Here is a 19,335-nt window from a genome sequence, read left to right on the forward strand (position 1 = left end):
GCCGGATAGCCTCCGGTCGTGCTGCGCGTGGGACTCACCGGCGGGATCGGGGCGGGCAAGTCGACGGTCGCGCGGCGGCTGGTGGAGCGCGGCGCGGTGCTCGTCGACTCCGACGTCCTCGCCCGCGAGGTCGTCGCCCCCGGCTCCCCGGGGCTCGCCGAGGTGGTCGCCGCGTTCGGCGAGGGGGTGCTCGACGCCTCCGGGGCGCTCGACCGGCCCGCCCTCGCGGCCGTCGTGTTCGGCGACCCGGCCGCCCGGGAGCGGCTCAACGCGATCGTCCACCCGCGGGTCCGCGAGCGGTCCGACGCGCTCATCGCGGCGGCGCCCGAGGACGCGGTGGTCGTGCAGGACATCCCGCTGCTCGTCGAGAACGGGATGGCGCCCCGCTTCCCGCTGGTGGTCGTCGTGCACGCCGACGCGGAGGAGCGGGTGCGGCGGCTGGTGCGGCGCGGCCTGCGCGAGGAGGACGCCCGCGCCCGCATCGCCGCCCAGGCCACCGACGAGGAGCGCCGCGCCGCGGCCGACGTCTGGCTGGACAACTCCGGCGACGAACGCGACCTCCACGCCGCGGTGGACGAGCTGTGGGAGCGGCGGCTCGTCCCGTTCGAGGCGAACCTGCGGCAGCGGCGGATCGCCCCCGCGGGCCCACCGCGGCTCGTCGACCCCGACCCCACCTGGCCCGAGACGGCCGCGCGGCTGCGGGCGCGCGTGGCCGCGGCGGCGGGGGAGCGCGGCCGCGGGGTGGCCCACATCGGCTCCACCTCCGTGCCGGGCCTCCCGGCGAAGGACGTCATCGACCTGCAGCTGGGCGTGGATTCGCTGGCCGACGCCGACGCGGTGGAGGACGCGCTGGCCGAGGCCGGGTTCCCGCGGCACCCGCGCATCGACCACGACAACCCGAAGCCGGCGGGCGCGGCGCCGTGGCCGAAGCGGTTCCACGGCAGCGCCGACCCCTTGCGACCGGTGAACCTGCACGTCCGCGAGGTCGGCTCGCCGGGCTGGCGCTACGCGCTGCTGTTCCGCGACTGGCTGCGCGCCGACCCGGCGGCCCGGGCGGAGTACCTCGAGGTGAAGCGGGCGGCGGCGGCGCGCTACGCGGGCGACCCCGACGCGGACCGGTACGTCGAGGTGAAGGAACCCTGGTTCGACGCCGCTCACGAACGAGCTGAAGGTTGGGCCGCAACTTCCACATGGGTCCCGTCGTTGGACTGAACGGAGGACACTGCCGGTAACAGACCGGAGTATCCGGCGATGGAGGAGGCAGAACGATCTCCGTTCGGGTGAGCGACGAGCTGTCGGGGAGGGCCGCGTGACCGCTTCGGTATCCGAGCGTGCCGACCCCGACGTGGCGGACGGCACGGAGCTGGTGCAGCGGCCCGCGATGAACACCCCGGCCGAGTTGCGCGCGGACTTCGGCGCCCACCTCGAGGCGAACTACCAGCGGCTGGTCGCGCAGCTGTACGCCATCACCCTCAACCCGGGTGAGGCCCACGACGTCGTGCAGGACGCCTACTCGCGGGCCTGGCGCAGCTGGGCGGCGATCGGCCGCACGCCGGACCCGAGCGCGTGGATCCGCCGGGTGGCGGTCCGGTCCACCATCCGCAGCTGGCGGGCGGTGCTCGCCAAGTTCGGGATCGGCAAGCCGCGGCAGATCGGGGCCGGCGTCGACGAGCGCACCCGGGCCATCCTCAACTCGCTGGCCCGGCTGTCGCCCGCCGAGCGGCGGGCGGTGGTCCTGTTCCACATGGCCGGGTCGTCGGTCGAGGAGATCGCGGCGATCGAGCAGGCGTCCGAGGCGCTGATCCACGCCCGGCTCACCCGAGCCCGCCACGTCGTCACCGAGGGCATGGCCGACGTCCTCGGCGACGTGCTGGGCGACGCGGCGGCCACCGGCTACGCGCCCGGGTACGGGATCGACGGCGGCTCCGACGACTACGCGCTCGACGACCCGGACGCCCAGAACCCCGCCGCGCACGACTACGAGGGAGGTCCGCGGTGACCGACGGCTACGAGCGCATCACCGATGAGCTGCGCCGGCTGGACGACGAGCTGGCCGCCGCGGTCACCCTTCCGTCGGTGGACGCCGTCATCCGCCGGGCGAGCACGCTGAACCGGGCGAGCACCGCCGCGGCGGCCGCGGTGCTGACGGTCGGTGCGCTCGGTGCCACCACCGCCGTCGCGCAGGTCAACGCGCCGAGCCCGGTCGTCGACCCGGCCGCGGCGATCTCCACGTCGGAGCCGGAGACGACCACCGAGGTCGGCGCGGGCGCGTCGCTGCCCGTCGTGGACGAGGTCCCCTCCGCCACCGACGACGAGCTCCCGTCGGACGACCCGGTCGTCGACGCGCCGGAGCGGCCGGACCCGGGCCCGGCGGTCCCGCCGGCGCTGCCGCCGCTGCCGCCCGAGCAGCCGCCCCCGCCGCCGGTCGTGGTCCCCACCACCGAGCAGCCGCCCCCGCCGCGGACCACCACCTCGCGGCGGCCGCCGAACGACGAGGGCGACGAGGACAAGCCGAAGCCGCCCACCCGCACCACGACGAAGACGACGAAGCCGACCACGAGGCCGACGACGAAGCCGACCGAGCCCACGAAGCCGACCGAGCCCACGAAGCCGACCGAGCCGACGGAGCCGACCGAGCCGTCCGACCCGGAGCCGACGGAACCGGGCGGCGGCGACGAGGACGACCCGCCGTCGTCGGGCTGAGCCGCGGCGCCGCGGTCAGGCCGCGGGCCGGGGCTTCCAGGTCAGCGTGATCCCGTAGGTCGCGAGCCAGGCGTCGAGGTCGTGCCCGTGGCTCGCGAGGCCGTCGACGGCGCGGTAGGCGGTGTGCATCGCCGACTCGGCCGCGGCGGGCGCGAGCAGGCCGGCGGCGACGGCCGCGACGAACTCGTCGACGTCGACCACCTCGGCCTCGCGCCCGGTGCGCACCACGATGTCGAGGTAGTGGTCGGTGAGCAGCCAGCGGCCGCCGTCCTCCCGGCGGATCTCGCAGACGTCGAGGTAGTAGTCCTGCTCCCGCTCGTGGCCCGGGTTCCACCACCAGTCGGTGACGCACAGCCCGAGGTCGGGCAGCAGCCACGACTGCACCCAGTGCGTCGAGGGCCGGTTGACCATGGGGCGGCTCATGTAGAGGCCGAACGGGGTCTCGCGGTACTCGTCCACCGGCCGCGGGAAGCCCTTGGTGTCGGTGTTGATGCGGGCCGGAACGTCGAAGGTCGATGTCTTCGGCGGGTGCACGGCAGCTGATGCTGCCAGTTCCTGTCGGGGCGGGCTCGTACCCTGGACCCGTGGCTTTCGCGACAGAAGTTCCCGGTAGCGCGGCGCTGCCGGACGTGCCGGTGGCGCACTCGGAGTTCCGCCCGGTCGGGGAGATCCCCCGCAAGGACGGCCGCTTCGAGGTCGTCAGCCCCTACAAGCCGGCAGGCGACCAGCCCGCGGCCATCGACGAGCTGGAGCGCCGCCTCAAGGCGGGGGAGCAGGACGTGGTGCTGCTCGGCGCCACGGGTACCGGGAAGTCGGCGACCACGGCCTGGCTGATCGAGCGGATGCAGCGGCCCACGCTCGTGATCGAGCCGAACAAGACGCTCGCCGCGCAGATGGCCAACGAGCTGCGGGAGATGTTCCCGAACAACGCGGTCGAGTACTTCGTCTCGTACTACGACTACTACCAGCCCGAGGCCTACATCGCGCAGACCGACACCTACATCGAGAAGGACTCCTCGATCAACGAGGACGTCGAGCGGCTGCGGCACTCGGCCACGATGAGCCTGCTGTCGCGGCGCGACGTCATCGTGGTCGCGTCGGTGTCGTGCATCTACGGCCTGGGCACGCCGCAGTCCTACCTCGACCGGTCCATCAAGCTCGACGTCGGTGCCACCGTCGACCGCGACGAGCTGCTGCGGGCGCTCGTCGACGTCCAGTACACGCGCAACGACCTCGCGTTCAGCCGGGGCACGTTCCGGGTGCGCGGCGACACGGTGGAGGTCATCCCCGCCTACGAGGAGCTCGCGGTCCGCATCGAGTTCTTCGGCGACGAGATCGAGGCGCTGTACTACCTGCACCCGCTCACCGGCGACGTCATCCGGCAGGTCGACGAGGTGCGCATCTTCCCGGCCACCCACTACGTCGCCGGGCCCGATCGCATGGAGCGGGCGGTGCGCGACATCGAGGCCGAGCTCGAGGAGCGGGTCGCGGAGTTCGAGCGCCAGGGCAAGATGCTCGAGGCGCAGCGGCTGCGGATGCGCACCCAGTACGACATCGAGATGATCCGGCAGGTCGGGTTCTGCTCGGGCATCGAGAACTACTCGCGCCACATCGACGGCCGCCCGGCCGGGTCGGCGCCCGCCACCCTGCTCGACTACTTCCCCGACGACTTCCTGCTGGTCATCGACGAGTCCCACCAGACCGTCCCCCAGATCGGCGGCATGTACGAGGGCGACATGTCGCGCAAGCGCAACCTCGTCGAATACGGGTTCCGGCTGCCGTCGGCGGTGGACAACCGGCCGCTCACCTGGGAGGAGTTCGCCGACCGCATCGGCCAGACCGTCTACCTGTCGGCCACCCCCGGGCCCTACGAGCTGTCGCGCACCGGCGGGGAGTTCGTCGAGCAGGTCATCCGGCCCACCGGGCTCGTCGACCCGAAGGTGGTCGTCAAGCCCACCAAGGGCCAGATCGACGACCTGGTGCACGAGATCAGGGAGCGCGCCGAGCGCGACGAGCGGGTGCTCGTCACCACGCTCACCAAGAAGATGGCCGAGGACCTCACCGACTACCTGCTGGAGCTCGGCATCCGGGTGCGCTACCTGCACTCGGAGGTCGACACGCTGCGGCGGGTGGAGCTGCTGCGGCAGCTGCGGCTCGGCGAGTTCGACGTGCTCGTCGGCATCAACCTGCTGCGCGAGGGCCTCGACCTGCCGGAGGTGTCGCTGGTCGCCATCCTCGACGCCGACAAGGAGGGCTTCCTGCGCTCCGGCACCTCGCTGATCCAGACGATCGGCCGCGCGGCCCGCAACGTGTCGGGCGAGGTGCACATGTACGCCGACACGGTCACCGAGTCGATGCAGTACGCCATCGACGAGACCAACCGCCGCCGCGCGAAGCAGATCGCCTACAACGAGGCCAACGGCATCGACCCGCAGCCGCTGCGCAAGAAGATCGCCGACATCCTCGACCAGGTCTACCGCGAGGCCGAGGAGGGCGAGCAGGTCCCGATCGGCGGTTCCGGGCGCGCCCAGTCCCGCGGCAAGCGCGCCACGGGCGAGCCCGGTCGGGCCCCGGCCGCGGTCAGCTCCGGCATCGTCGCCCGCCGCGACACCAAGGGCATGCCGCGCGCCGAACTGGCCGACCTCATCCAGCAGCTGTCCGACCAGATGCTCGCCGCGGCCCGCGACCTGCAGTTCGAGCTCGCCGCCCGGCTCCGCGACGAGATCGCCGACCTGAAGAAGGAGCTGCGCGGCATGGACGCCGCCGGCATCAGCTGAGGCCGGGGGCCCGGGCGGGCGGCGGTCACGGTCGGGTTACCGTGGCGGGAGCTCGCGATGGGGGAGGAGATGAGGTGACGGTGGCCGGCGCAACGACCGGGCGCGCGCCGGTCGCGGCGCGGCTGCTCGACCTGCTCCGCACGCCGTCGCGCGTCCTGCCGGTCACCCTGCCGCTGCTGGCGCTCGCGCTGGCGTCGCTCGTGGTGCACACCGGCGGCAGGCACATCGACCTCGAGGTCTACCGGTTCGGGGTGCAGGCGTGGCTCTCCGGCGGCGACCTCTACGGCGACCTCCCGGAGACCTCGGGCCACATCGCGCTGCCGTTCATCTACCCCCCGTTCGCGGCGCTCGTGATGGTGCCGCTCGCGGTCGTGCCGTGGACGGTCGCGTGGGTGGGGCTGCTCGCGCTCTCCGCGCTGGCGCTCGGCGTCACCTTCTACGTCGTCGCGCGGCGGCTGTGGCCGTCCGGCGGGCGGGGCGGGGCGCTGTCGGTGGCGTCGATCGCGCTGCCGCTCGCGCTCGCGGTGGAGCCGGGCCGGGCCATCGACTTCGACCACCCCGTCGAGGGGCGCCCCGCGTTCGGTCTCGAACCAGTGCTGCAGACCATCGAGTTCGGGCAGATCAACCTCGTGCTGATGGCGCTGGTCGCCGTCGACTGCCTCGTCGCCCGGCCGCGGTGGCCGCGCGGCTCGCTCATCGGCATCGCCGCGGCGATCAAGCTGACGCCCGCGGTGTTCGTGCTGTTCTTCCTCCTGCGCCGCGACTACCGTTCCGCGGTCACCGCCGCCGTGGCCGGGGTCGCCGCCACGCTGGTCGGGTTCGTGGTGGCGCCCGCGCAGTCCTGGGCGTTCTGGTCCGACCCGGCGGGCGGGGTGAGCGGGTCGCCGTTCTTCACGAACCAGACGTTCGAGGCGGTCCTGGTGCGGGCCGGGGTCGACGGCGCGCCGCGCACGCTCGCCTGGCTCTTGCTGTCGGCCGGGCTGTTCGCGCTCGCCGTCCCGGCGATCCGGCGGGCGCCCGCGCCGCTCGCGCTCGTCACGCTCGCGGCCGTCGGACTGCTGGTGTCACCGACGTCCTGGTCGCACCACTGGGTGTGGGTGGCGCCCGCCCTCCTCGTCGTGGCCGCCACCGCGGTGGCGAAGCGCTCCGTGGTGTGGGCGGCGGTCACGGTGGCGATGGCGGCGGTGTTCGTCGTCGCGCCGCACCAGTACGTCCACCCCCGCGGCGGGGAGCAGGAGCTCAGGTGGACCCCGCTGCAGCAGGCCGTGGACGCCACCTACGTCTGGTTCACGGTGCTGCTCATCGCCCTGCTGTGGGCCGCCCGCAGGTCGTGGCCGGTGGCGCGGCCGTGACCCACGACGAGCTCGTCGCCTACTGCCTCGGGAAGCCCGGTGCGGTCGAGGACGAGCCGTGGGACGGCGACGTCGTGGCGAAGGTCGGCGGGAAGATCTTCGCCTTCCTCGGTGGAGGCGGGCTCGGCGTGAAGTGCGGCGCCACCGCCGAGGAGGCCGCGGAGTTGCGCCACCGCTACCCGGAGCACGTCACGGTGATGCCCTACATCGGCCGGCACGGCTGGAACAGCGTGCGGGTCGACGGCACGATCCCCGACGAGGAGCTGCGCGAGCTGGTCGACGAGTCCTACGACGCGGTCGTCGCGAAGCTGCCCAAGCGGCTGCGTCCCTGAATGAACTCCGGGTCCCTGACGCCGGGTCGGCGAGCGCCGCTCAGGCGGCCAGGTGTGCGCGGGCCCACGCCTCGAAGCTCGTGAGCGGGATGCCGAGGGCCCGCGCGTACTCCGGGCGGGCCGGCTGGGGTGCCACGTTGAGCCACTCGTGGGTGGCGCCCATCGCGGGCATGCCTGCGGCGAGGGCCTCCTGCTCCGTCATGTCGGGCGCGGCGATCTTGCGGTCCAGCACGCGGGAGAGGACCTCGGCGATCTCGGTCATCGACAGCCGGTCGCTGGCGAACTCGAGCTCGACCCGGTCGAACCGCTTCGGGTCGAGCACGGCCGCGGCGGCCGCCCGGCCGACGTCCTCGACCGCGACCAGCGCGAGCCGGGTCCGCGGCCACAGCACGCTCACCAGGCCGCCCTCGACGCCGCGCGGGAACAGGAACGCGGCGGCCGGGCGGAAGTTGTCCATGAAGAACCCCGGCTTGATGATCGTCCACCGCGGGAAGCCGGCCGAGCGGACCGCGTCCTGGATCGCGCTCTTGGCGGTCAAGGCGGGTTCCACCGCCCACCGGCCCGGGGCCCACGCCGCGTGGTCGGTGTGCCGGCCCGCGCCGGTCACGGAGGTGTGCACGAACTGCGCCACCCCGGCCGCCCGCGCGGCCTCGACGAGGTTGACGCCCTGGACCACCTCGCCGTCGAAGTCGAACCCGGCGCCGGTGTGTTCCGCCATCTGCACGGAGAAGACGGCGCGGGCACCCTCGGCGGACCGGACCAGGCTCTCGCGGTCGCGGAGGTCACCGGTGACCAGCTCGGCGCCGAGGGCGGCGAGCGCCGCGGCCCGGTCGGTGCTCGGGTCGCGCACCAGGGCGCGGACGTCGACGCCCGCCGCCAGCAGGGCGCGGGCGGTGGCGCCGCCCTGCTTGCCGGTGGCGCCGGTGACCAGGACGGGGGCGGATCTCGTGGGCACGTGGTTCCCCTTCGGTCCGGAAACGGCGGGGCCCGCCGTTTCGGTCCCGCTACGATATGGCGGGGCCCGCCGTTTTGGCAAAGGTGGAGGTGACGGCCGTGGTCGAGCACCGGCGCGCGGACGCGCGGCGCAACTACGCCCGGATCCTCGCCGTCGCCGAGGCCGAGGTCGCCGCCCACGGGGCGGCCGCGTCCCTGGAGCAGATCGCGCGCACGGCGGGCGTCGGCTCGGCGACCGTGCGCCGGCACTTCCCCACGCGGTACGCGCTGCTCGAGGCCGTGTCCCGGGAACGGATCGAGGCGCTGCGCTCCCGCGCCCGCGAGCTCGCCGGCCGCGCGGACAGCCGGGCGGCGCTCCTGGAGTGGCTGGGCGAGGTCCTCGCCTACTCCGTCACCGCGCGCGGGCTGGCGGCGGCGCTCGCCTACGACACCGCGGGGGCCGACCCCGTCGAGGGCAACGGCTGCGCGGAGGCGCTGGAGGAGGCCGCGGGACCGCTGCTGGAGCGCGCCGTGCGCGACGGCGCCGTCGCCGACGACGTGACGGTCACCGACCTGATCACCCTGATCGTCGGCATCGTGCTCGCCACCGAGCGGCGCGCCGACCCCGCCGCGGAGGCGCGGCGGCTGTTCCACATCACGGTGGAGGGGATCAGCTCCGCCTGCCGGGTCGGCGATCGGGAGGCAGGATGCAGCCATGGCGATCCCCCTCCAGATCACCGTCGACGCGCGTGACCCCCACCGCCTCGCCGCGTTCTGGGCGGTGGCCCTCGGGTACGTGTTGCAGCCGCCCCTGCCCGGTTACCTCGTGAACGGCGAGGACGGGTCGGGGGAGGAGCAGTACACCGCGATCGTCGACCCGGCGGGTGTCGGGCCGCGGCTGCTGTTCCAGCGGGTGGTCGAGCCGAAGACGGGCAAGAACCGCGTCCACCTCGACGTCAACGCCGGGCACGGCGCGATCGACCGGCGGGCGGCCGTGCGGGCGCACGTGGCCCGGCTGGTCGCCGCCGGGGCCACCGTGGTCCGGGAGAACCAGGAGGAGAGCGGCTGGTGGGTCGTGCTCACCGACCCCGAGGGGAACGAGTTCTGCCTGCAGTGAGCGCGTCCGCCTCCGCCCGCAGGGCGTCGAGCACGGCGCCGACGGCGGGCCGCTGCGCGGTGCTCGTGCGCAGCACCGCCTCGACCAGCCGCCCGGCGCGCACCCCGGCGAGCGGGCGGCAGACGAGCCTGCGGCCCCCGCGGTCGTCGGTGGAGTAGCGGGGCAGCAGCGCGATCCCGTGCCCCGCCGCCACGAGCTCCTCGGTGACGGCGAAGTCGTTGATCCGCTGCACGACCCGCGGCGTGGCGCCGGTGGCCACGGCGAGCGAACGCAGGACGTCGTCGACGGGCCAGCCGACGCCCACGCTGATCCAGTCCTCGTCGGCGAGCTCCTCGAGCCGCAGCCGCCTGCGCCGGGCCAGCCGGTGCCCGGGTGGGAGCGCGACGTCGAGCGGTTCGCGCAGCAGCGGGACGACCTGCCAGCGGGTGGTGGGCGGGGCGGGCGCGGTCTCGTCGCGGTGGCTCACGACGATGTCGAAGTCCGCGGCGAGCGCGGGCACCTCGGCCGGGGTCATGTCGACGTCGCGGCACTGCAGCTCGATGCCGGGCTCGGCGTCCAGCCGACGCAGCAGCCCCGGCAGGAGCATCCGTGCGCCGGACGGGAACAGCGCGACCCGCACCACGCCGCGGGGCTGCGTGCGCAGCCGCTCCACGGCCGCCTCGGCACGGGCGAGCGCCGCCAGCACCCGCTCCGCCTCGACGACGAGGGCGTGCCCGGCGTCGGTGAGCCGCAGGCCGCGGCCCGCGGGCTCGGTGAGCGGCAGGCCGACCTCGTCGGCGAGCGTCTTGAGCTGCTGGGAGATCGCCGACGGGGTGAAGGAGAGCGCCGCGGCCACCGCCGTGACCGAGCCCCGGTCGGCGAGCTCCCGCAGCACGCGCAACCGCTGGACGTCCATGTAGCGAGCCTAAACAGTCGTTTCAGAAGTTTTCGCTGGTCTTCGCGGTCGGCGCCGGTCATCGTGTGAGGACGTGACCTTCCGCCACCGCGTGCTCGCCTGCGTCGTCGCCGTGCTCTGGGGTGGCAACTTCATCGCGATCCACGTCGGGCTGGAGCACTTCCCGCCGCTGTTCCTGGCCGGGATCCGCTTCCTCGTGCTCGCGGTGCCGACGGTGCTGCTCGTGCCGTGGCCCGAGGTGCCGGTGCGCTGGTTGCTGGCCTTCGGCCTCGGGTTCGGCACCGTGCAGTTCATCTTCCTGTTCATCGCGATGGACATCGGGATGCCGACCGGGCTGGCGTCGCTCGTGCTGCAGTCGTCCGCCCCGTTCACGGTGCTGCTCGGCGCGCTCCTGCTGCGCGAGCGCATCACGCCGCGCCAGGGCGTCGGCATCGCGATCGCGATGGTCGGGCTCGCGGCGATCGCGGTGTCGCGGGCCCAGGTCGCGGCCGTGCTCCCGGTGCTGCTCACCGTGCTCGGGGCGCTGGGCTGGGCGTTCGGCAACCTGGCCAGCCGGCTCGCCGCCGCGCAGAACCCGATGCACCTGACGCTGTGGATGACCGTGGTGCCGCCGCTCCCGCTGCTGGCGATGTCGCTGATCTGGGAGGGGCCGTCGGCCGGGTGGGCGGCGCTGCGCAGCGCCGCCACGCCCGCGGGGCTCGCCGGCGTCGCCGCGCTCGGCTACATCGTCGTGTGCGGCACGCTGGTCGGTTCGGCCATCTGGGTCGGGCTGATGCGCCGCTACCCGGCGGGCGTGGTGGCGCCGTACTCGCTGCTCGTCCCCGTGGTGGGCATCGCGCTCGCCGCCGCGCTCCTGGGCGAGCGCCCGACCGCCGTCGAGCTGGTGGCGGCGGCCGTCATCGTCGGGGGCGTGCTGCTGGGCACGCCCCGGCCCACCCCCGTGGGGGAGCCGGCGGACGGCGGCGTATCGACGAAGGGCGCCGCGCCTGCCTAGGGTGGGCCGCGGGTGATGCGGATGACGGTGGACGAAGGGGTCTGCGCGGTCCGGCCGGGGATGGACATCGGCCGGCACGCCCGCATGTTGGCGCGGGTCCACGACGCGCTGCTGTCCGGTGACCGGCCGCCCGCGCCGCCGCGGCGCCTCGTCGCGCGGTCCTGGGAGCGGGTCCGGGCGCAGGGGGTCGACCCCGACCGCGGCCAACCGAGAAGCCCCTTGCCCGTCGACGAGGTGGAGCGGCGCCGCGCCGTGAGCCCGCTGCAGCGGGTGCTCCCGGAGTTGCGGGCCGCGCTCACCTCGATCGCCGACGACGCCGCCCACATCATGGTGATCACCGACGCCGAGGGTCGGCTGCTCTGGCGCGAGGGGTCGGTGCAGGTGCGCTGCCGCGCCGACCGGCTCGGTTTCATCGAGGGCGCCGACTGGTCCGAGGGCAGCGTCGGCACCAACGCGATCGGCACGGCGCTCGCGGAGACCTCGCCCGTGCAGATGTTCGCCGCGGAGCACTTCGTGCGGTCGCACCACGTGTGGACCTGCACCGCCTGCCCCGTGCACGACCCGCGCTCGGGCGAGCTGATCGGCGTCGTCGACGTCAGCGGGCCTGCGCACACGGTGCACCCGGCGACCGTGGCGCTCGTCGGCACCGCGGTGAGGCTCGCGGAGGCGAGCCTGTGGCGCCAGCACGAGGGCCGTCTCGACGCGCTGCGCGGGATCGCCGCCCCGATCCTGTCCCGGGTCAACGGGGCCGGGCTCGTCGTCGACGAGCACGGCTGGGTCGCCGCCGTCACCGGCATGCCGAGCCTCGACCGGGTCGCTGCACCGCGCCCGGACCGGCCGATCTCCGTGCACGGCGTCGGCGTCTTCCTGCCCGAGCCCGTACCGGGTGGCTACCTGCTGCGCATGGAGGACAAGGCGCGCCTGCGCCTCACCCTCGAGCTCGACGCGCGCCCGCCCCGCGCCGTGCTCGACGGTTCGGCGCGCTGGGTGCACCCGCTGTCCACCCGGCACGCCGAGGTTCTCGTGCTGCTCGCCGCAGCCGGGGAGAAGGGCATGGACGCGGGCGCGCTGTCGGCGGCCCTCTACGGGGATCGGGACCACCTCGTGACCGTGCGGGCGGAGATGTCGCGGTTGCGCCGGTCGCTCGGCGGGCTGCTGCTCGCGCGGCCGTACCGGATCGCGCCGGAGGTCGAGGTGGTCGCGCCGGACCCGCAGGAGTCCGAGCTGCTGCGCCGGTCGACGGCCCCGGGCGTGCGCCGCCTCGCCGCGGCCCGTCGCTGACGGCCGGGCGCGACTCACCCGCACCCAGAGCGCGACTCGCGCGCCCCCACACCGCGACTCGCCCGTGCCCGGAGCGCGACTCGCGGACACCCGGAGCGCGACTCGCCCGAACGCAGATCGCGACCCGCGTGGGGGACGGGGGCTGCAACCGCCGTGCAACCGTTGCCCCCGCGAGGTACAAGTAGTGAAGTGGGTCACGCGGGGCGCCGAGGCCTCGCGGGATGTCCGGAGGCGCTGGTGCAACAGGGCGGGTCGAACGGGCAGGTGGTCCACCCACCGGCGGGCGAGCTGCCGATCGTGCCGGGGTCGGTGATCGGGGTCGTCGCCAACCCGATGTCCGGGCGGGACATCCGGCGGCTGGTCGCCCAGGCGTCGGTGTTCCCCAACGCCGAGAAGACCAACATGGTGCTGCGGCTGGTCTCCGCGGCCGGCGCCACCGGCGTGGCGCGCGTGCTGATGTCCACCGACGGGATGGGCGTCGCCGCGGGCGTCGTGCGGGCCCGCGACAAGCGCCGGCCCGGCGCGGCCCGGTGGCCCGAGCTGGAGTTCGTCGAGCTCGACGCGATCAGCGGCACCGCGGAGGACACCCGCGCGCTGGTGCGCCGCATGGTGGCCGAAGGGGCGTCGGTGATCGTCCTGCTCGGCGGGGACGGCACCGTGCGCGCGGCCGCGGCCACGAGCGGCGACGCCGCGCTGCTGCCGCTGTCCACCGGCACGAACAACGCGTTCCCCGAGATGTGGGAGGCGACGGTCGCCGGCACGGCGGCCGGGCTCGTCGCCACCGGCCGCGTGCCCGTCGAGGAGGCGAGCTACCGCGCCAAGGCCCTCCACGTCACCTCCGGCTCGGCCCACGAGATCGCCCTCGTCGACGTCTGCGTCTCCACCGTCGAGCACGTCGGCTCGAAGGCGCTGTGGCAGCCGTCCACCCTGCACGAGCTGTACTGCGCGTTCGCCGAGCCGCACGCGATCGGCCTGTCCAGCATCGCGGGCCTGCTGCACCCCACGCCGCGCACCGCCCCGGACGGCGTCGTCGTCCGGCTCGCGGGCAACGGCGAGTCGCGGCAGACCGTGCTCGCCCCGATCGCGCCCGGCGTCGTCGCCCCCATCGGGGTGCGCGACGCGGGCCCGCTCGCCGCGGGCCGGCCGCACGCCGTGGACCTCGCCCGCGGCACGGTCGCCGTCGACGGCGAGCGCGAGATCGAGTTCGGCCCCTCCAGCCCCGTCACCGTCACGCTCGCGCCGGACGGGCCGCGCGTGCTCGACGTGCGCACCGTGCTCGCCGCCGCGGCGCGGCGGCGGCTGCTCGAACCGGAGGCTCTGGAGGTCCGATGAAGGCAGCGCGGTTCCACGGCAGGGGTGACATCCGCATCGACGACGTCCCCGACCCGCAGGTCGGGCCCGGCCAGGTCGAGGTGAGCGTCGACTGGTGCGGCATCTGCGGCACCGACCTGCACGAGTTCCTCGAGGGACCGATCTTCATCCCGGCCGAGGGCTCGCCGCACCCGCTCACCGGGTCGGAGCCGCCGGTCGTGATGGGCCACGAGTTCGCGGGTGTCGTGTCCCGCGTCGGCAGCGGGGTGACGGGCGTGCGGGAGGGCGATCGCGTCGCCGTGGAGCCGTACTACGTGTGCGGCGAGTGCGTCGCCTGCACCTCCGGCCGTTACAACGTCTGCCGCAAGCTCGGCTTCGTCGGGCTCGCCGGTCAGCAGGGCGGGTTCGCCGAGCGGTGCGTCGTGGACGCGCGCTGGGTACACCCGTTGGGCGACCTTCCCACGGACATCGGGGCCCTCGTCGAGCCCCTCGCCGTCGCCTACCACGCGGTGCGGCTGTCCGGCCTGCAGCCGGGCGGGACGGCGGCGGTGTTCGGGGCCGGGCCGATCGGCCTGGTGACGACCGCGGCGCTGAAGGCAGCAGGCGCGGGCCGCGTGATCGTCGTCGAGCCGGCGGCCGCCCGCAAGGCGAAGGCGGCCGGCGCGGGCGCGGACGAGGTCCTCGACCCGGCCGGCACGGACGTGCCGGAGGCGATCCGCGACCTCACCGCGGGCGCCGGGACCGACGTCGCGTTCGAGTGCGCGGGCGTCGACGCCGTGCTGGCCGCGGCGATCGGCTCCGTGCGTCCCGGTGGCACCGTCGTCAACGTCGCGATCTGGGGCCACGTGCCGAAGGTGGCGATGAACGACCTCGTGCTGTCGGAGGTCACCGTCATCGGCTCGCTCGCCTACTGCGGCGACCATGCGGACACGATCGCCCTCCTCCGCGACGGGAAGGTCGACGCGCAGCAGTTCATCACCGGCCGGATCGGGCTCGCCGACCTGGTCGACCGGGGCTTCCGGGAGCTGATCGACAACAAGGAGGAGAACGTGAAGATCCTCGTTTCGCCGAAGGAGCTCTCGTGACGGTTGCAGTGGTCACCGGCGCCGGGCGCGGGATCGGGCGTGGCATCGCGCTGCGGCTCGCCCGCGACGGGCACGCGGTCGCGGTCAACGACGTCGACAAGGCCTCCGCGGAGGCGGTCGCGCACGAGATCGCGGAGGCGGGTGGCCGTTCCCTCGCGGTGCCCGCGGACGTCACCGACCGGGACGCGGTGTTCGCGATGGTCGACCGGGTGGCGGCTGAGCTGGGCAGCGTCGACATCATGGTCGCCAACGCGGGGATCGCGCAGGTCAAGACGTTGCTCGAGCTGACGCCCGCGGATCTGCAGCGGATGTTCGAGGTGAACGTCTTCGGCGTCGTCTACTGCATGCAGGCCGCGGCCGAGCGCATGATCGCGCAGGGAACCGGCGGGAAGCTCATCAACGCGGCGTCGATCGCCGCGCACAGCGGGTTCGACTACCTCGGGCACTACAGCGCCACCAAGTTCGCCGTCCGGGCGTTGACGCAGGCCGCGGCGAAGGAGCTCGCGCAGCACCGCATCACCGTCAACGCGTACTGCCCCGGGATCGTCGGCACGGAGATGTGGAACCAGATCGACGAGGGCCTCGGTGGCTACCTCGGCACCGGGAAGGGGGAGGCCCTCGCCAAGTACTCCCAGCTGATCGCGCTGGGTCGGGTGCAGACGCCGGAGGACGTCGCCGGATTTGTCTCGTACCTCGCCGGACCGGATTCGGATTACATGACCGGACAGTCGGTCATGATCGACGGAGGGATCGTGATGTCATGACTGGCACACTCGCAAGCCCTGCCTCCCAGGACCTGACCGCCGACCAGCTCCTCGACGCCTACCGCGTCATGCGGACGATCCGGGCGTTCGAGGACCGGGTGCACGAGGAGTTCGCCACCGGGGAGATCCCCGGGTTCGTCCACCTGTACGCGGGCGAGGAGGCGTCCGCCGCCGGGGTGTGCGCGCACCTCGACGAGCGCGACGCCATCGCCTCCACCCACCGCGGCCACGGCCACTGCATCGCCAAGGGCGTGGACGTGACCACGATGATGGCCGAGATCTACGGCAAGGCCACCGGTACGTGTCGCGGCAAGGGCGGCTCGATGCACATCGCCGACCTGTCGAAGGGCATGCTCGGCGCGAACGGCATCGTCGGCGGCGGACCACCGCTGATCTGCGGCCGCGCGCTCGCCTCCAAGCACAAGGGCGACGGCGGCGTGGCCGTCGCGTTCTTCGGCGACGGCGCCTCCAACCAGGGCACCACGCTCGAGTCGCTGAACCTCGCGACCGTGTGGAACCTGCCCGCGATCTTCGTCGCGGAGAACAACGGATACGCCGAGTCGACGTCCTCGACGTGGTCGGTGGCGAGCGACGACATCGCCGACCGGGCCGCCGCGTTCGGCATGCCCGGCGTGATCGTCGACGGGTTCGACTTCTTCGCCGTGTACGAGGCCGCGGGCGAGGCGATCGCGCGGGCCCGCGAGGGCGGCGGCCCGACGCTGATCGAGGTGAAGTTCACCCGCTACTACGGCCACTTCGAGGGCGACCAGCAGCTCTACCGCGGCTCCGAGGTCGCCGAGGCCCAGGAGAAGCTCGACTGCCTCAAGCGGTTCCGCGCCCGGGTCACCGAGGGTGGGCAGCTGACCGCCGAACAGCTGGACCGGATCGACGCCGAGGTCGCCAAGGCGATCGACGACGCGGTCGCGGCCGCGAAGGCCGCGCCGAAGCCCGGTCCGGACGACCTGCTCACCGACGTCTACGTCTCGTACTGAGGAGCGGACATGGCACGCAGCATCACCTACCGCGAGGCGATCAACGAGGCGCTGGCCCAGGAGATGGAGCGCGACGAGCGCGTCATCGTCATGGGCGAGGACAACGCCGGCGGCGAGGGCGCTCCCGGTGAGCAGGACGCGTGGGGTGGCGTCCTCGGCGTCACGAAGGGCCTGTACGGGCGCTTCCCGGGCCGGGTGCTCGACACGCCGATCTCGGAGTCGGCGTTCATCGGCGCCGCCATCGGGGCCGCGACCGGCGGGCTGCGCCCGGTGGCCGAGCTGATGTTCATCGACTTCATGGGCGTCTGCTTCGACCAGATCTTCAACCAGGCCGCGAAGTTCCGGTACATGTTCGGCGGCAAGGCGGTCACGCCGGTCGTCGTGCGCACCATGTGGGGGGCGGGCCTGCGGGCCGCCGCGCAGCACTCGCAGTCGCTGCTGTCGGTGTTCACCCACGTACCGGGCCTGAAGGTCGTGGCGCCGTCGAACGCCTACGACGCCAAAGGCCTCATGATCCAGGCGATCCGCGACGACGACCCGGTGATCTTCGCCGAGCACAAGATGCTCTACGACACCTCCGCGGACGTGCCGGAGGAGAGCTACACGATCCCGTTCGGCGAGGCGAACGTCGTGCGGGAGGGCGGCGACGTCACGATCGTCGCGATCGGGCGCATGGTGCACACGGCGATGGAGGCGGCCGACGAGCTCGCCGGCTCCGGGGTGCAGGCCGAGGTGATCGACCCGCGCACCACGAGCCCGCTCGACACCGACACGATCCTCGAGTCGGTGGAGAACACCGGGCGGCTGGTCATCGTGGACGAGTCGAACCCGCGCTGCTCGCTGGCCACCGACATCGCCGCGACCGTCGCGCAGGACGCCTTCGGGTCGCTGCGCGCGCCGATCCAGATGGTGACCGGTCCGCACACGCCGGTGCCGTTCTCCGACGCGCTCGAGGACCTCTACATCCCGGACGCGACGAAGATCGCGGGCGCGGTGAAGACCGCGGTCGACTGGAAGGCATGACATGACCGATGACCGCATCCAGCGGGTGACGATGCCCAAGTGGGGCCTGTCGATGAAGACGGGCAAGATCGTCGACTGGCTCGTGTCCGAGGGTGACACGATCGCCAAGGGCGACGACATCGTCGACATCGAGACCGACAAGATCGCCGGAACGCTGGAGTCGCCCGCCGAGGGGCCGCTGCGGCGGATCGTCGCCGAGCCAGGGGCGGAGCTGCCGGTGGGGGCGGTGCTCGCCGTCGTCGCCCCCACCGACGTGCCGGACGCGGAGATCGACGCCGTGGTCGAGGAGGCCAAGGCCGCCGTCGCGTCCGGGTCGCTCGAGGCTCCCGACGAGCCGGAGCCGCAGCTCGTCGAGGTCGGCGGACGGACGATCTCCTACCTGTCCCTCGGCCCGGAGGACGCGGCCGACCCCGTGGTCCTCGTGCACGGCTACGGCGGGGACAAGAACTCCTGGCTGTTCGTGCAGCAGCCGCTCGCCGAGGAGGGGCACCGGGCGATCGCGCTCGACCTGCCCGGGCACGGCGCGTCCGGCAAGGACGTCGGGGACGGGTCGCTGGCGACCCTCGCCGACAGCGTCGCCGGGTTCCTCGACGCGCTCGGGATCGGGCGGGCCCACCTGGTCGGGCACTCGCTCGGCGGGGCGGTCGTGGCCAAGGTGGCGCGGGACGCGCCCGGGAAGGTCGCGTCGCTGACGCTGATCGCCCCGGCCGGGTTCACGCCCGAGGTCGACGCCGAGTACCTGCGCGGGTTCGCGGCGGCGTCCTCCCGCCGGGAGCTGAAGCCGCTGGTCGGGCGGCTGTTCGCGGACGAGTCGCTGGTCACCCGGCAGCTGGTCGACGACCTGCTGCGCTACAAGCGGCTCGACGGCGTGGACAAGGCGCTCACCGCGGTGCTCGGCACCCTGCTCGACGGCGACCGGCAGGCGCTCGACACCCGGGCCCTGCTGGAGGGCGTGGACGTGCCGCGCACGATCGTGTGGGGCACGTCGGACCGCATCGTCCCCGTGCCCGAGGGCGTGGAGCTCACCCGTGTCGAGGCCGGGCACATGCCGCACATGGAGGCGGCGAGCGAGGTCCTCGCAGCGATCAAGGCCCACCTCTGACGGCCGGCCCGGAGGCCTGAGCTCCCACGGGGGCTCAGGCCTCCGGCGTGAGGATGCCCCTGCTGCGCGCCGCGGCCGTCGACGTGCACAGCCGCGTACGTAGTTCTCCGTACTGCCCGCCCGCCGCGGACGGGCCTACAGTGCGGACCCCTCGGCGGGAGGAGGGGTGTGCCATGACCACGACGGCGGGCACGACCTACGACATCGAGGGCCGGTTGCTGGAGGTGTGCACCTGCAAGGCCGTGTGCCCGTGCTGGGTCGGCGAGGACCCGGACGGCGGAACGTGCGAGGGGGTCGTCGGCTGGTACGTCGACCGCGGCACGGTGCAGGGCGTGGACGTGTCCGACCGGTGCGTCTGCCTCTCGGTGCACATCCCGGGCAACGTCCTCGCCGGCGGCTGGACCGCCGCCGTGCTCGTGGACGACCGGTGCAGCGAGGAGCAGCAGCAGGCGCTGCTGGACGTCTTCACCGGCAGGCTGGGCGGTGCGGTGGCCGACCTCGCCGCGCTGATCGGCGAGGTGCGGGCGATCGAGCGGGTGCCGGTGACGTTCGAGGTCGTGGAGGGGAAGGGCTACGTCCGGTTCGGGGACGTGATCGAGGCGCGCCTCGCGCCGTTCACCGGCGCCACCGGGCATCCGACGGCGCTGCACGACTCGATCTTCTCGACGGTCCCG

Annotated in this window: 20 protein-coding genes; 17 read left to right on the forward strand and 3 right to left on the reverse strand. The window is 73.8% G+C overall.

Going from position 1 to position 19,335, the window contains the following annotated elements; translation table 11 throughout:
* Nucleotides 1–18 precede the first annotated feature (18 nt).
* The 3 genes from coaE to VKZ81_RS06000 all read left to right on the forward strand — a co-directional run bounded on the left by coaE (nucleotide 19) and on the right by VKZ81_RS06000 (nucleotide 2,703).
* Nucleotides 19–1,212, forward strand: coding sequence for a dephospho-CoA kinase (gene coaE, locus VKZ81_RS05990; RefSeq protein WP_324240409.1), 1,194 nt, complete (start codon nucleotides 19–21; stop codon nucleotides 1,210–1,212).
* Between the two features lie 97 nt (nucleotides 1,213–1,309).
* Nucleotides 1,310–1,999 (forward strand): RNA polymerase sigma factor, encoded by a 690-nt coding sequence (locus VKZ81_RS05995; RefSeq protein WP_324240410.1) that lies wholly within the window; start codon nucleotides 1,310–1,312, stop codon nucleotides 1,997–1,999.
* Nucleotides 1,996–2,703 (forward strand): hypothetical protein, encoded by a 708-nt coding sequence (locus VKZ81_RS06000; protein ID WP_324240411.1) that lies wholly within the window; start codon nucleotides 1,996–1,998, stop codon nucleotides 2,701–2,703. Before VKZ81_RS05995 ends, VKZ81_RS06000 begins: the two co-directional genes overlap by 4 nt.
* A gap of 15 nt (nucleotides 2,704–2,718) precedes the next feature.
* Here the strand turns inward: VKZ81_RS06000 and VKZ81_RS06005 are convergent, their stop codons facing one another.
* A complete protein-coding gene (locus VKZ81_RS06005; RefSeq protein WP_324240412.1) occupies nucleotides 2,719–3,237 on the reverse strand; it encodes a ribonuclease FAU-1 family protein in 519 nt (172 codons plus the stop codon).
* A 50-nt stretch (nucleotides 3,238–3,287) separates the two neighbouring features.
* Between VKZ81_RS06005 and uvrB the strand changes: the two genes are divergently transcribed.
* The 3 genes from uvrB to VKZ81_RS06020 all read left to right on the forward strand — a co-directional run bounded on the left by uvrB (nucleotide 3,288) and on the right by VKZ81_RS06020 (nucleotide 7,164).
* The gene (gene uvrB, locus VKZ81_RS06010) at nucleotides 3,288–5,480 is read left to right on the forward strand and encodes an excinuclease ABC subunit UvrB (RefSeq protein WP_324240413.1); all 2,193 of its coding nucleotides are present in this window, start codon (nucleotides 3,288–3,290) and stop codon (nucleotides 5,478–5,480) included.
* An 80-nt stretch (nucleotides 5,481–5,560) separates the two neighbouring features.
* The gene (locus VKZ81_RS06015) at nucleotides 5,561–6,832 is read left to right on the forward strand and encodes a glycosyltransferase 87 family protein (RefSeq protein WP_324240414.1); all 1,272 of its coding nucleotides are present in this window, start codon (nucleotides 5,561–5,563) and stop codon (nucleotides 6,830–6,832) included.
* Nucleotides 6,829–7,164, forward strand: a complete 336-nt coding sequence (locus VKZ81_RS06020; RefSeq protein ID WP_324240415.1) for an MmcQ/YjbR family DNA-binding protein — start codon at nucleotides 6,829–6,831, stop codon at nucleotides 7,162–7,164. The genes VKZ81_RS06015 and VKZ81_RS06020 overlap by 4 nt, the downstream gene beginning before the upstream one ends.
* Nucleotides 7,165–7,204: 40 nt before the next feature.
* Here VKZ81_RS06020 and VKZ81_RS06025 read toward each other — a convergent pair whose 3' ends face one another.
* Nucleotides 7,205–8,119 carry an NmrA family NAD(P)-binding protein gene (locus VKZ81_RS06025; protein ID WP_324240416.1) on the reverse strand — a complete coding sequence of 305 codons (915 nt, stop codon included), beginning with the start codon at nucleotides 8,117–8,119 and terminating at the stop codon, nucleotides 7,205–7,207.
* A 98-nt stretch (nucleotides 8,120–8,217) separates the two neighbouring features.
* On the opposite strand from VKZ81_RS06025, the gene VKZ81_RS06030 reads away from it, so the two are divergent.
* Complete coding sequence (locus VKZ81_RS06030; RefSeq protein WP_324240417.1) at nucleotides 8,218–8,850, forward strand: TetR/AcrR family transcriptional regulator; 633 nt, start codon at nucleotides 8,218–8,220, stop codon at nucleotides 8,848–8,850.
* Nucleotides 8,813–9,214 carry a VOC family protein gene (locus tag VKZ81_RS06035; protein ID WP_324240418.1) on the forward strand — a complete coding sequence of 134 codons (402 nt, stop codon included), beginning with the start codon at nucleotides 8,813–8,815 and terminating at the stop codon, nucleotides 9,212–9,214. The genes VKZ81_RS06030 and VKZ81_RS06035 overlap by 38 nt, the downstream gene beginning before the upstream one ends.
* On the opposite strand, the gene VKZ81_RS06040 is transcribed toward VKZ81_RS06035, so the two are convergent.
* Nucleotides 9,177–10,109: a LysR family transcriptional regulator gene (locus tag VKZ81_RS06040; protein WP_324240419.1), complete on the reverse strand. Its 933-nt coding sequence runs from the start codon at nucleotides 10,107–10,109 to the stop codon at nucleotides 9,177–9,179. The two genes, VKZ81_RS06035 and VKZ81_RS06040, sit on opposite strands and share 38 nt — an antisense overlap.
* Nucleotides 10,110–10,182: 73 nt before the next feature.
* Here VKZ81_RS06040 and VKZ81_RS06045 point away from each other — a divergent pair, with 73 nt between their 5' ends.
* From VKZ81_RS06045 to VKZ81_RS06085, 9 genes are all read left to right on the forward strand, one after another.
* Nucleotides 10,183–11,103, forward strand: a complete 921-nt coding sequence (locus VKZ81_RS06045) for an EamA family transporter (RefSeq protein ID WP_324240420.1) — start codon at nucleotides 10,183–10,185, stop codon at nucleotides 11,101–11,103.
* A gap of 21 nt (nucleotides 11,104–11,124) precedes the next feature.
* Nucleotides 11,125–12,384, forward strand: coding sequence for a GAF domain-containing protein (locus tag VKZ81_RS06050; protein ID WP_324240421.1), 1,260 nt, complete (start codon nucleotides 11,125–11,127; stop codon nucleotides 12,382–12,384).
* 237 nt (nucleotides 12,385–12,621) lie between these two features.
* On the forward strand, nucleotides 12,622–13,716 hold the full coding sequence (locus VKZ81_RS06055; RefSeq protein ID WP_324240422.1) for an ATP-NAD kinase family protein: 1,095 nt from the start codon (nucleotides 12,622–12,624) through the stop codon (nucleotides 13,714–13,716).
* Nucleotides 13,713–14,780: a 2,3-butanediol dehydrogenase gene (locus tag VKZ81_RS06060; protein ID WP_324240423.1), complete on the forward strand. Its 1,068-nt coding sequence runs from the start codon at nucleotides 13,713–13,715 to the stop codon at nucleotides 14,778–14,780. Before VKZ81_RS06055 ends, VKZ81_RS06060 begins: the two co-directional genes overlap by 4 nt.
* Nucleotides 14,777–15,544: an acetoin reductase gene (locus VKZ81_RS06065; RefSeq protein ID WP_324240424.1), complete on the forward strand. Its 768-nt coding sequence runs from the start codon at nucleotides 14,777–14,779 to the stop codon at nucleotides 15,542–15,544. Before VKZ81_RS06060 ends, VKZ81_RS06065 begins: the two co-directional genes overlap by 4 nt.
* Entirely contained in the window at nucleotides 15,541–16,536 is a 996-nt protein-coding gene (locus VKZ81_RS06070; protein ID WP_324240425.1) for a thiamine pyrophosphate-dependent dehydrogenase E1 component subunit alpha, read from the forward strand. Before VKZ81_RS06065 ends, VKZ81_RS06070 begins: the two co-directional genes overlap by 4 nt.
* A 9-nt stretch (nucleotides 16,537–16,545) precedes the next feature.
* Nucleotides 16,546–17,559, forward strand: coding sequence for an alpha-ketoacid dehydrogenase subunit beta (locus VKZ81_RS06075; protein ID WP_324240426.1), 1,014 nt, complete (start codon nucleotides 16,546–16,548; stop codon nucleotides 17,557–17,559).
* 1 nt (nucleotide 17,560) lies between these two features.
* Nucleotides 17,561–18,661, forward strand: coding sequence for an acetoin dehydrogenase dihydrolipoyllysine-residue acetyltransferase subunit (locus VKZ81_RS06080; RefSeq protein WP_324240427.1), 1,101 nt, complete (start codon nucleotides 17,561–17,563; stop codon nucleotides 18,659–18,661).
* Nucleotides 18,662–18,834: 173 nt separating this feature from the next.
* A partial coding sequence (locus VKZ81_RS06085; RefSeq protein ID WP_324240428.1) for a DUF1326 domain-containing protein occupies nucleotides 18,835–19,335 on the forward strand: 501 nt, incomplete at its 3' end.

This window comes from Pseudonocardia sp., from assembly GCF_035305885.1.
In the GTDB taxonomy this organism is placed as follows: Bacteria; Actinomycetota; Actinomycetes; order Mycobacteriales; family Pseudonocardiaceae; genus Pseudonocardia.